Below are 11,606 nucleotides of genomic sequence, written 5' to 3' on the forward strand. Positions count from 1 at the left end.
GCTAATTTCGCCTTGAAACATATTGGCTAAACCAGTCGATGTTGCATAGTGATTTTGACTTATCAAATAGTTGCTATAAATATCAAGAAGATCCAGTTTCATTTTTTGTCCTTAAAAACTTACAGACGAAAAATATGATTATTTCAAGCAGAAATCAACTATTGCTGCGTAACATCAGTTATGGTGTAACTTGTAAGGAACTAAACACAAGGTGCTATCGATTTACGATTAACATGCCCAGCTATAATATTTGTCCGCTGATAATAGTTATCGCTTTTTTTGGCAGCACGCTTTTTCCCTTTTCTGCCCTATCCTGCGTTCTGCACAAATGGTCATCTCAATACCGCTTTCATCAATACTATATATAAAACTTTCTGACGGTTTATATCGCTTTCATTGTTTTTGGCTTGCTTGCAAGCAAGTAAAAGCTTTTTTTTATAGTTAAATCCTAGCTTCTTTTAATCGTTGATACACAAAAATACTAGCATTAAATAGTTTTGCTATCTTTGCTATTTTTTTATCTTCATTGGCTTTCGACATAAATCTTTAGCTTTTCTAGGTCTATTTTGCCTTTTCTGCCTAAGCATGGTGTAGCTTTTGGCCTCTGTTTTCTTGGTACCCGATCCACCACCTACTTACGCTACTTCTTGGATGTCGTGTTTTGATTGTTATCACGCTTAATATATTTTATTACTTTTTCCTTTAAATCTAAGCTGTAGTGTTTCTTTGTCATTTTCTCTTAAAAAAGCATCTCCTTATCCCATTTTCAAGCTAAATTACTATATATCAAGTTACAAAAACACTTTATGGATCTGGAGAGCTGTTGACGGGGTATCTCTTATCGACTGAAAGCTTGATGATCGCAGCGATGAACGTAAACACAGATTAAGGAATGCGAAGAAAAAGAACAATTTTTGAAGAATAAACGTTAATTTGCACAGAAAAGCCTATGAACAATTCTTGATTTTTCTAAAGCCCGCCTATGACTCATACCGATGCACAAAAACGGTTGATTAAAAAAAATTTATACGATCACAAATCTTTCTTTTTATAACGTTTGCGGTACGAAATTTTTTTACTGCGCTTATGTTTTGGAAGACCGGGGCGATGTGTCTTTTTAGGTGTCTGTAAAAAAGATTTTAACTGATCGAGCGTAGACGGACTATCCCATTCTTTGGCGCCAACACCTTTCCAAAGTACTTTTCTCGTGGGACTAAACAAGAAAAAAGCTGGAACACTATCAATATGGTGATAGTCCAAAAAATTTTGATTATCCCTAGGCTTTTTTCCTTGATTTAAATAAAATAAAGGTAACTCAGAACTTATTTCATTTGGACCATCTATTGAAACACACACTATTTTTAAACGTGGAATTTTTTTTGCTAAACGTTCCAAGCTCGGAAATTCTCTTAAACATGGACCACAAAAAGATCCCCAAAATATCAATAAAACAGGCTGTTTGCAAGAATATTTTTCCAAACTTAAAGCAACTTTATTCGTCATAAGAGAAAAACGTAGTTCCGAATACAAAGGATGTGTCACATCAGTTTTTTGCTTTAATTTTTTAGCTGGAGATTTTTTTGGCAGAGGCTCTGGAACTAAAGCATCTGGAAGCTCGCTTAACTCTTGTTCTATATCTTTTGTAAAATTTTCGCTCCCTCTTGCATACTCAGAAACAAAAAACATAAAAAAAACAGAAAAAATAGAAACTTTAAACATTTTTTTGTTTATTTTTTTCATTACTAACTTTTATTTTTTATTTACTTAATGTATCATGAAATAAAGATAATTTCAAGTAGATGTATGCAAAAAAAAAACATCACAGTGCTTTTATGGAAAATTAAAATAATTTGCGCGATTTTACTCGCAGGGTGTGGAATGAAAGGAAGTTTGCATCCAAAGACAAAAGACGATTATCCGCGCTCTTATCCTCCAAGTAAAGGTAAATAAAAATCAAATCGTTTTCTAATAATTTTATTTTAAAATTTTTAGAATAGAATAAAAAAATCAAATCATTTCCTAGAAAGATGACTAATATTATTGATTTGGATTTTTATAGAAATTTTAATATTGTACTCACTATTGACGAGTCCGATTTAATGAGCTTTTGTTATTACCTCCAGCCTTCTAAGGGGGGGGGAGACCACTCTCCTGCCTCAGATTAAAACATGGAAATGAAGTGATCACCGAATATAGATTGCTTTTATTTTTTAAATAAGCATATCAAAGATAGAATCTTTTTTGTGGGCATATCATTTTTTGAATAGGAAAGTAAAAATTTTAATATTACGTGAAAATTCTTAAATTAAATTTAAATTGCGATCATATTACATCTAAATCATATTAATTTGATTAAAAGATGTATAAAGATTCTGTACCCATAAGATCAACGCTATGACTCATGCGCTTAGTTTCTGCCAAACGTATTTAAACATCAAGGCTAAGGAAATTTTACCCCTGAAAAACTCCGTCTAAGTGTTAAGGGAGGTATAAAAAGCGGGATTAAATTTGAACAAAAAATAACATGAAATACGCTCGTGGAAAGCGTTGATAGAAGCGCTAGGCCATAACGTGAATCAATGCCTCTTCGTGATTTTATCCTAAGAGACAGATCTCATCCTTCACAAGGAATCTGGCATGCTTTAAAACAATGAAGAGGTACTGATAAAACCTCTTCCATTCCCCATGACACATCTCGAACAACGGTCTGCGTACTGAAAATAGTTTGCTTACTATAACGCGGAATCTTTAACAGAGCTCCTGCGTTAAGTGGTAGTACGCTCATTTTTTTGAATTTTTTTAGCCCAATTTTTTTTGAAGCTTCTTTTATCCATTTTCAAGATTCACAATACCGGAGATACTGTTGAGCTTGATGTTCTATAGTCAATCGAGTTGATCTTTAAGAAGATAAGTGCTATTTTCTAGGAGAACATTTTAACATCGTATAGCAAAGATTCTCTACCTTTGATGACTGAGTGTCGTTCTTTACATTATTTGCAAACCTCAACTTTATGTCTCTTTATTTTTTTTACATCGCTGTCCCTAAGCGTGTTTTACGATTTAGCGGTAAGAAAATTTAATATTTAACTTCTATTAAGATCAAGAGGACAAAGAATTTTAACATATTTTTCGCGATACTTTTCTCCAGAAATAATTTTAAAAAAGGATTTAGAAATTCCGAGCTCTTTAGATAAGAGGCTGATGACTGCTTTATTTGCTCTCCCCTGTTCAGGAGCTGCGTTCACATAAATTTTGTATAAAATAGATCCATCAAACATAAATTCTTTTTTTACTCTTTCAAACTTTGATTTCGTAATAACTTTAACATGGAGTATAGTTAAATCATCTTTCATAAAATTTTATTAATAAATTTAATTTATCGTACAGTGTAAATGATACTACAGCATTTACAATTTTTAGTCATCACTCAAAAATACATCACAAAATAAAAAATGTGATTGTTGATCTTTTGCAAATTATTGATATGAAAAAAATACATGTTCACTCGACTCATAAAAAGAACAAACTTTAAAGCAAGAAGGACGAGAAAAAATGAGGTAATTACTTGATAAACAAGGAAAAATAGAACAAATAGCATTTAGGATATACATAATGTAAACATTTTGAAGTATTAAAAGTAATTTGACTAATAAATTTATTCTTTCTTTATCAGAATTACAGTAAATTAATTTCAGTATTAAATACAAAGAATATCTTAAAATCTTTGACGAATCGTAACTTTCATAGAAAAATTGTGCACGTTAAAAATAAATTTGCATAGGAATTAAAGGAAAAAGATAGTTTTAAGGACTAGAACACCGACTTGCACATCAGGTCTGTTGATTTATAAAATAAAATACGTAAAATTAGGCCTAAGGGGTCATAGCTCAGCTGGAAGAGCGTTACAATGGCATTGTAAAGGTTGGCGGTTCGATTCCGCCTGGCTCCACGTTTGTTACATTAATTTAATTTATTTTACTTTTTATTAGGCCCCGTCCTCAATTAAGCTCAACGAAAATTGAAGCCGAGTGAATGGCGCCTATAAAATTTGAAGGCGTTGTGTCATATAGTAAAAACAATCGAATTACAATACGGTATATCGTATATTTTGTCTAAATCGTGAATTTGGTATGAGTTCTAGTGGTGCGCGGTATAGGTTAAGGCGCGTATACTTTAGTTATAAAAAAGTTTCCACCTAGGTAGAAAAGCAAGTAAAGAAAAACGAAATACACACCAAGAAGCGATAAAAGGTATATCAGCTGAAAGTCCTGTATACCTTTATGAAAACGGGATAAAGCTAACCATTTAAAAAGATAGAGAATGAAGCAAAAAAATAAAAAACTTGTTGATAAAAAGCGGTAAATATTACGAAAAAAACTAATATTGTAGTGGGTTTATTAAATAATAAAGCGATTGCTTTGATGGTTTATTGGTTGTAGAGTTGTTTTTATCTAGGGGAATGTCTCTTTATAAGCATGCTTTTTATAGATGAAGACAAGAAAAAACAAAATTTGGGAAGTATTTTGCTGCAAACTATCAAGAAATAAGCAAAATCAATGAAGATCAGGCTAATTTACCTCGATACCTTTGATTTTCAGGCGAAAGACTTTTAGATCAAACATGGCTATGAGGTCTTTGGTGTTTTAAACGACTGCCCCAAAGACCATAAGCGCTATTACATGAAGAAGGTTTTAGGATGATAAGGCATGGTACCAAGACAGTTAAGCTGATTTTCGCTATATTGATAACCCTGATTTGTTTTCAGACAATCTGGTTGGGCACTTGGAAATCACCTGATGTTAACTATTCCGGAGATACAAATATCCATACATGCATCCATAGCGATGACAGAAAACTGCATTTCAAGCTAGATGTCGGTGGAGGTAATAATTTTGATGTTTATTTGGTAGAAAACTCTAAACCAAATTATTTAAATCCTTACTTCCCTTCTATTCATATTCAAGCCAGCCAGCCTCATAACGCTTGGATTCATATTGTTTATACAGATTCAAAAGATCCAGAGTGGAGAACATTCATCGACGCAAGAAACATAGATAGCTCTGGCTCCACCTACCCATTTTATACATATGAGCAGGATTTCTATGATGCGCCTTTATGGACTTATTCCTTGTTCAATAGGCCTCTTCGTTTCTGGAAAGGTCATGCATTTGCCGTAAAAGTGGACCATCAGAAAAAATATATCCATTGTATTGGTGGGATCGAATGGGGGTTTGAATTGTCTTATTTCAGATTGCGCCCTAAGGCTACTGCCCCTCAATTATTAAACAAAGAAACTTGGGAAAAAGCATGGCAGATATTGCAAGAAAAATTACCGGGCTACAGTCAAACTTACGGGAGTGAGTCATGAAAGGACTACCTCTCAAACCTTTTTTATTTCCTTAGACTTTGAGCATAGAGCCATGGGCAGCCAAAATACTCTTCTCAATGATCGAGGCGTTTCCCAAGGTTTAAATGCAGCAGAATTGCTAAAAAACGAACCTATAGCAACGATTGTGAGCTCTCCTTTACGTAGAGCTCGCAAAACGGCAGATATCATTGTCCAGCACAAAAGGCTTCTATCATCGAAATTACTGCGTTACAAGAAGCATGCTGAGGCGAAAAATAAGGTCAACTCAAAGACAACGGTTTATGGATTAATGGTTGGCGAAACGGAGCAGATATCAAAGGAGCGAAAGGTTACGCTAACTTTTCATCAAGAATTAAGCCAGGACTAGAAAAGGCATTACAACACAAAGGCCCTGTTTTAATTGTATCTCATGGGGGTGTTTATTGGGGTGTGCAAGCGATCCTAGGTTTTCTAATGATTGATCTTGGTAATGCTGAGCCCATTTTTCATCAGCCACCTGCACATCCAACTCATCCATGGGCTATTTATCCTTTATCTGAAGAGAGAAATTTGTATGATTATGAATAATCCAAATATTCAATCGAGGCTCGATTTAGGGGAACAACATCTCGTTACTGCAAATTATTGAAACATTCAAGCAATAGTTTTTCTAGAAGCACTTTATGTTCTCTACTTACTGTAGCAAGCATGCGTGATTCAACAGCACGTATCATATCATGGGCTTGGACGACAACTTTGTGCCCTTGATCCGTCAATTCTGTACACAAAATTCTACCATGGGAAGCATCGCTTTTACGCTCTACAAGCCCTCGCTTTTCTAAATTAGAGACAATGCCGTGCATGGTTTGAGCAGTTATAAAAGCTGACCTTGCAAGTGCAGCATTAGACGCTCCGGGTTTTAGTTCTAATTAAGCCAGTACTTCATATTGCGGTGTAGTGAGATCAAGAGTTCTTAAAGCTTCATCCATCTGAAGGCGCAAAGCATGCTGGGTTTTTTTCAATTTATACCCAAGCAAATTTTTAACACCTACCTCTTTATCTTTTGAAATATCAGTGTCCTTATAATACATTATCAGCATGGTTATACCATAATGGGAGTTTGATATGAACACAACTGATAATTTGAACCTTGCTGAGAACTATTACAATGCCATGCTTGCCAAAGACTTTGATAAGATGGCAAGTTACCTAGATGACAATGTGCATTTTATAGGGCCTCTTGCAAAAATGCAGGGAAAAGAGCCGATCATCACAGCTGCGAAACACTTTGGTAGCATATTGCAAGACATCAAAATCGGGTCACGTTTTGCAAGCCACGACCAGATCATGTTCGCCTATGATATGGTCGTTCCAGCCCCTATTGGTAAGTTCAGGGCAGCGGTGCTGATGGAATTCAAAGGTAGACTCATCTCTAAAATCGAGTTATTTTATGACGCCAGCCCTTTTCAAGAAAAGAAAAACGAGATTTTTGAAGACGATAGTAAGTGATAAAGTCAAAACCCCAAAGAATAACACATCCCGCTTAGAGTTTTAATTTTGAAACGCTAGATATAAATCGATTGATCTGGCATCATCCCATTTTTTCATAAGTCTTTTCTAGTATTTGTTCAGTTGACTTGCGTAAATTCGGAAGTAGGTTATGGGCTTTTGATACTTGGATAAATGCTTGAAATCTTAAGATAAAGAGTGGTCTAGCCAAGTTTTCTTCTTGCTTCCATAATGAATCAACAGGTACAGAACCAGATACCCAGCACTCATCCTTTATCCATGATGTGCAAGATAAATGGCATGGAACTGAGTAGCCAAAACCCACAGGATGCAACATAGCTTTCATTGTATTTGGCGTCATCAAATGATAGCCTTAATTGTGCTTGCAATCGTATTTCTATAAAATGACTCAAGTTCATAACATCTTCAGGCAAAGCTTTGGCGCATCAACAAGTTGGGACTGAACATCATTCCGCAACGCATAATTTCTCATTTAATTCGCGTTTCCTTTGAATTCTCAAAAATATCGAAAAAAAATCAACTTAATTGAGGGGGCGCTCCTTAGTAAAACTCAACTTAATTTTACTATATAGATGTTAAGAAAGGGATAGATTTCGTTTGTGTTGGTTCAAAATAACATCTGATACCTACAAAAGTAGGCCACAAAAATTTATCCTAATTTTCGCTATGCATAACATAAAGTTAATGTGAAAAATCTTCCCTAAGGGCCTATTAGGACGGATCAAACAAATCTAAAATTTTTCCTAAGGTATCTCGCATTTTTGTTCGATGCACGATATGATCAATAAATCCACGATCTTTTTGAAATTCTGAAGTTTGGAATCCAGATGGAAGCGGCTGTCGCGTAGTTTCCTGAATGACGCGGGCTCCTGTAAATCCTATGACTGCTTTAGGTTCTGCAAGCGTAATATCTCCCAAAGATGCAAAAGACGCTGCTACTCCTCCGGTTGTTGGATGTGTCAGTACAGAAATAAAAGGAATTGCGTTTTCTCGCAATTGTGTCAGCGCTAAAACCGTTCTAGGCATTTGGATCAAAGAGAGAATTCCTTCCTGCATACGAGCTCCCCCAGAAGAAGAAAAAATAATATAAGGTTTTTTGTGATGTAACGCACAATAAGCTCCTTGAATCAAAATTTCTCCTACCCCCATCCCCATAGATCCTCCAATAAAATTAAAGTTAAAGCACGCCACGACAGCTAAATGATTCACTATATTTCCATAAGCCAACAAAACAGCTTCTGATTGCTCCGTTTTAAAGCGAGCATCCTTAAGTCGATCTGTATACCTTTTTTGATCACGAAATTGTAATGGATCTTCTCGCAATCGAACCGAATCTATCGTTACGTACTCCCCTTCATCAAAAAGAGCGGCATAACGCAATTTAGGAGACCACAATCCGTGATGATGACACTGTAAGCAAACACACAGAGATTTTTCAAAATCTGAAGTCAAGATCATAGTTTCGCAAGACATACATTTGACCCACAAATGCTCTGGAACTTCTCTTTTCGACATTAAATTACGAATACGAGGAGGGATAAAATCAGTAAGCCAACTCATCAGCATTAAATAAAATAAAACTTGCCCTAATTATGACAAAATATTTCTTTTTTGTATACGTGTTGCCTAATTTTAAATTCTAAAATTTATATAGTGTCGCAACAAGACATTCAACAAAAGTAAAAAGAATCTAATTTGAACAGTAGCAAGAAATGAAGAAGTATTTTTCGCGCAATTGCGTTGAAAGTCCTCTCCAGCTCGTTTAGGTGAAGAAATACATTCTCTATAGTAATTTAGCATAAAAATGGGACAATGAGATGTTATTTTTAAAAGAAAATGACAAAAAAACACTACAGCTTAGATCTAAGGAAGAGAGTAATAGAATATATTAAGCTTGATAACACTCAAAACACGACATCCAAGATATTTAGGTGGTGAATTAGGTACCAAGAAGCAGGTCACGTTTAGGCAGCAAAAGTAAAATAGGCTCAGAAAAGCTAAGGATTTATGTCAAAGGCCAATGAAGATAAAAAAATAGAAGAGATAGCAAAACTATTTAATGCTAGTATTTTTGTGTATCTACGATTAAAGAAGCTAAGCTTTAACTATAAAAAAACCTCTACCCACGTGCAAGCAAGCCAAGAAAAATGAAAGCTATATAAAGAAACTATAAAAGGCATATCGTCAGAAAGTCTTGTATATATTAATGAAATCGGTATTGAGATGACCATTTGTGCAGAACGCAGGATGGGGCAGAAAGGGAAAAAAGTTTGCTGCCAAAAAGAGCGGTAACTATTAGCAGCGGACAAATATGGTATTTAAAGGTTCTTGTCATACAAAATTATTTGAAGCTTGGGTAAAAAGGTATGGATTAAGAAATTAAAACCTGAGCAAATTATAATAATGGATAATACTGAATTTCATAAATCACAAAGAACGAAAGAGTTGATCGAATTTGTAGGTTGTCAAGTGATCTTTTTACCGCCATACTCACCCGATTGAAATCCAATAGAGAAATTTTGGGCTCATATGAAAAGATGGGTTACGAACTAAATTAATCAGTTTGATAAACTTTACGAAGCTGTTGTCGCATTTTTTCAAATCCCATTATCATGCTAAATTATTATAGTACAAAATATCCAGATTCGTATGGGTATGAATGAGCAAAAAGATTACGTGCAAGCAAATTTGGAATTACTGGTGCAATAGAGAGATTGTCGATAACATATCAAAAAATCCTAAAACATAAAAAAGCCGATCCAAAAAAAAGATTTACATTTTTCCAAAACATTGAAAAACCGGAAAAAGAAGATAAATTAATAATTTACATAGATGAACGTGGCTTTGCACTTGACATACTAAGAAGGCGTGGACATACATTGAAAGGGGAGCGAAGTTCTGGAAAGCACGATTAAAAAGCTAAAGGTAGAATAATGAGAGTATAGAGTGATGATAAAGTTGACGCTTTTGGATTGATTTTCTGCGTTAACATAAAAATTTTTACAGCTTGGGTTGAGAAAGTTATACTATCCAATATGGAAATACTCTGTTATCGTGATGGATAACGCCTTCACAAAGACACAGATATGCAGAAATATTATAAAGCTCTGAAAATTTTTGCTCTATTTGTCTCTTTATTCTCCTGATCTTAATCACTCAATAAGAATTGCCTAAGGCCAAGCACATTTTCAGAATTGCTTCATAAATCAATGTACTTCTTTTACGCGATATTATACAACTGGTTAGCTATAGTCCCATATCTCTTCTAAGCAACGCTTTGCGACCGGGTAGAGCAAAATCCAGATGTTTAATCAGCGTATATTTTATCCACTTAAGTGTAATCGTATGCGGCACTTTCACTGGATGCTATAGTTATTTGGCTAATGTGAACGTATGTACGGTATTCGCGAATGTTTTAAAGACGCTATAAGTGTCATGATTTTGTTACTATGTATCAAAAATACATTCGGACACACGAATAATACTATTCCAAAGATTCAGATGAATTTTTTCTAAATCGATCCAAAATAATAACTTTTGAATTTCTTTCTTGATCCAATTCCAACTGAGTGAGAATCTCTTCTTTTGGGGGATAAAACTGAAGAGCAAATTTTGCATCTGGATCAATAAAAGATCGAAGAGACCTAAATGGAACGACGATAAGATATTGCTGATCATCAAAAGCAAGCTCTACAGAAAACAGATCTTCTTTAATTCTTAAATTCCAGAACTGATCATGGAGTAAAATAGTCATTTCTTCTGCATATTTAGCGCACAACATTTTGTCCATTTGTACCCCAGAAACTCTGGGATCAAAAGTAAAATAAAGCTGTGGAGGTGCTTTTGTTTCTTTTGCAAGACGCTGAAGTGCTTTTCGAACAACGCTGTATTTTCCCTCTTCAACCCATAGATGATATTGCATTATCTCCTCTCTCATTTTGGGAGCTTTCTGTTGCTCGGTGCTCCCAAAACCGCTGGCTCAGTGTTTACTTACCGGAGCGCCTTAAGCTGCTACAGCATGCCGTACACTATCTGAAAGTCTACCGTTTGCGGCATTCTTTACAGAAATTTTGCCAAATGCGTTATCAAAATTCGCATTTATATTGACGGCCCAAAACATCGGTACCATGATGAACGAAAACTATACGTTTTAACGCACGTCGATCCTAATTCGCCCCCATGCAAAAAGAAAAAATCTCTTTAGGTGGAGGCGCCGGGCTCTGCCCCCGGGTCCGCAACGTTTACTTCCCACAGTGTTTATCGTTATAGCCAAATGGCGTTTTCACTTTAGCATATTTTATAGTTAAGAGCAATAGCCAAGCTTTTCTACACAACCTATCAAACATTAAATTAGATTTAGTGCGTAAATTTCTGTCTAATTTTCAAAAAAATTCTCTTTCTTTTTCATGCGGAGTCATTTTTTTTATATTTACGATTTCTGCGATAAATTATAAATACAGTTGATTCACGGGTTATGATGCAGGAGGAATGGTTTTAGAAAAACCAACATTTGGCAGAAAAAGTCTTTCGGTTGAAAGAGCGTCTTATTGCCATTCATGAAGAAATCAACGAATTGGAGGCAATACTCAACCATGTCAAATAAACCTAAAACTTTGAGCGATGAGTACTTTGAACATGCCGTTAGCTTTATTAGCTCATGAAGGCGGCTACAGCGACGATCCCGATAATGATGGTGGCGAAACTAAATTTGGAATCTCAAAACGTATTT

Annotated in this window: 14 protein-coding genes, 1 tRNA gene, 1 other RNA gene and 2 pseudogenes; 9 read left to right on the forward strand and 9 right to left on the reverse strand. The window is 35.1% G+C overall.

Translation table 11 applies throughout. From position 1 onward, the window contains the following. Window positions 1-1,032 precede the first annotated feature (1,032 nt). Window positions 1,033-1,740, reverse strand: coding sequence for a TlpA family protein disulfide reductase (locus P618_RS00065; RefSeq protein ID WP_021828054.1), 708 nt, complete (start codon window positions 1,738-1,740; stop codon window positions 1,033-1,035). A gap of 63 nt (window positions 1,741-1,803) precedes the next feature. Here P618_RS00065 and P618_RS07495 point away from each other — a divergent pair, with 63 nt between their 5' ends. Together P618_RS07495 and P618_RS07500 are read left to right on the forward strand one after the other, a co-directional pair. After that, complete coding sequence (locus P618_RS07495) at window positions 1,804-1,950, forward strand: lipoprotein (protein ID WP_021828053.1); 147 nt, start codon at window positions 1,804-1,806, stop codon at window positions 1,948-1,950. Window positions 1,951-2,027: 77 nt separating this feature from the next. Then, window positions 2,028-2,165, forward strand: a complete 138-nt coding sequence (locus tag P618_RS07500; RefSeq protein ID WP_024160955.1) for a hypothetical protein — start codon at window positions 2,028-2,030, stop codon at window positions 2,163-2,165. Window positions 2,166-2,614: 449 nt separating this feature from the next. Here P618_RS07500 and P618_RS07505 read toward each other — a convergent pair whose 3' ends face one another. Both P618_RS07505 and P618_RS00070 read right to left on the reverse strand, forming a co-directional pair. Next, window positions 2,615-2,785: a hypothetical protein gene (locus tag P618_RS07505; RefSeq protein WP_021828052.1), complete on the reverse strand. Its 171-nt coding sequence runs from the start codon at window positions 2,783-2,785 to the stop codon at window positions 2,615-2,617. A gap of 298 nt (window positions 2,786-3,083) precedes the next feature. Beyond that, the gene (locus P618_RS00070) at window positions 3,084-3,353 is read right to left on the reverse strand and encodes a DUF167 domain-containing protein (protein WP_021828051.1); all 270 of its coding nucleotides are present in this window, start codon (window positions 3,351-3,353) and stop codon (window positions 3,084-3,086) included. Window positions 3,354-3,876: 523 nt separating this feature from the next. Here P618_RS00070 and P618_RS00075 point away from each other — a divergent pair. The 3 genes from P618_RS00075 (at window position 3,877) to P618_RS00085 (ending at window position 5,735) form a co-directional block, all read left to right on the forward strand. Beyond that, a tRNA-Ala gene (locus P618_RS00075) sits at window positions 3,877-3,949 on the forward strand. Between the two features lie 825 nt (window positions 3,950-4,774). Further along, window positions 4,775-5,368, forward strand: a complete 594-nt coding sequence (locus P618_RS00080) for a hypothetical protein (RefSeq protein WP_156918913.1) — start codon at window positions 4,775-4,777, stop codon at window positions 5,366-5,368. A gap of 52 nt (window positions 5,369-5,420) precedes the next feature. Next, window positions 5,421-5,735: a histidine phosphatase family protein gene (locus P618_RS00085; RefSeq protein WP_156918914.1), complete on the forward strand. Its 315-nt coding sequence runs from the start codon at window positions 5,421-5,423 to the stop codon at window positions 5,733-5,735. 244 nt (window positions 5,736-5,979) lie between these two features. Here P618_RS00085 and P618_RS07040 read toward each other — a convergent pair. Then, a pseudogene (locus P618_RS07040) lies at window positions 5,980-6,252 on the reverse strand (MarR family winged helix-turn-helix transcriptional regulator); the annotation flags it as partial. A gap of 220 nt (window positions 6,253-6,472) precedes the next feature. On the opposite strand from P618_RS07040, the gene P618_RS00095 reads away from it, so the two are divergent. Further along, on the forward strand, window positions 6,473-6,856 hold the full coding sequence (locus P618_RS00095; RefSeq protein ID WP_024160957.1) for a nuclear transport factor 2 family protein: 384 nt from the start codon (window positions 6,473-6,475) through the stop codon (window positions 6,854-6,856). Between the two features lie 82 nt (window positions 6,857-6,938). Here the strand turns inward: P618_RS00095 and P618_RS00100 are convergent, their stop codons facing one another. Continuing rightward, entirely contained in the window at window positions 6,939-7,217 is a 279-nt protein-coding gene (locus P618_RS00100) for a hypothetical protein (protein ID WP_021828044.1), read from the reverse strand. A 371-nt stretch (window positions 7,218-7,588) separates the two neighbouring features. Next, window positions 7,589-8,437, reverse strand: coding sequence for an acetyl-CoA carboxylase carboxyltransferase subunit beta (locus P618_RS00105; protein WP_024160958.1), 849 nt, complete (start codon window positions 8,435-8,437; stop codon window positions 7,589-7,591). A gap of 792 nt (window positions 8,438-9,229) precedes the next feature. Here P618_RS00105 and P618_RS08920 point away from each other — a divergent pair. After that, entirely contained in the window at window positions 9,230-9,379 is a 150-nt protein-coding gene (locus P618_RS08920) for a transposase (RefSeq protein ID WP_021828041.1), read from the forward strand. Between the two features lie 212 nt (window positions 9,380-9,591). After that, window positions 9,592-9,792 carry a hypothetical protein gene (locus P618_RS00115; protein ID WP_021828040.1) on the forward strand — a complete coding sequence of 67 codons (201 nt, stop codon included), beginning with the start codon at window positions 9,592-9,594 and terminating at the stop codon, window positions 9,790-9,792. A 340-nt stretch (window positions 9,793-10,132) separates the two neighbouring features. Here P618_RS00115 and P618_RS08470 read toward each other — a convergent pair. From P618_RS08470 to ssrA, 3 genes and pseudogenes are all read right to left on the reverse strand, one after another. After that, window positions 10,133-10,289: pseudogene (locus P618_RS08470) on the reverse strand (IS5/IS1182 family transposase); the annotation flags it as partial. A 72-nt stretch (window positions 10,290-10,361) separates the two neighbouring features. Then, window positions 10,362-10,814, reverse strand: a complete 453-nt coding sequence (locus P618_RS00120; protein WP_084024529.1) for a ClpXP protease specificity-enhancing factor SspB — start codon at window positions 10,812-10,814, stop codon at window positions 10,362-10,364. Between the two features lies 1 nt (window position 10,815). Next, window positions 10,816-11,194, reverse strand: a transfer-messenger RNA (tmRNA) gene (gene ssrA, locus P618_RS06225). A gap of 318 nt (window positions 11,195-11,512) precedes the next feature. On the opposite strand from ssrA, the gene P618_RS08925 reads away from it, so the two are divergent. Further along, the coding region (locus tag P618_RS08925) for a glycosyl hydrolase 108 family protein (RefSeq protein ID WP_420805303.1) at window positions 11,513-11,606 on the forward strand (94 nt) is incomplete at its 3' end.

Origin of the sequence: Holospora obtusa F1, from assembly GCF_000469665.2 — a bacterium.
Lineage (GTDB): Bacteria > Pseudomonadota > Alphaproteobacteria > Holosporales > Holosporaceae > Holospora > Holospora obtusa.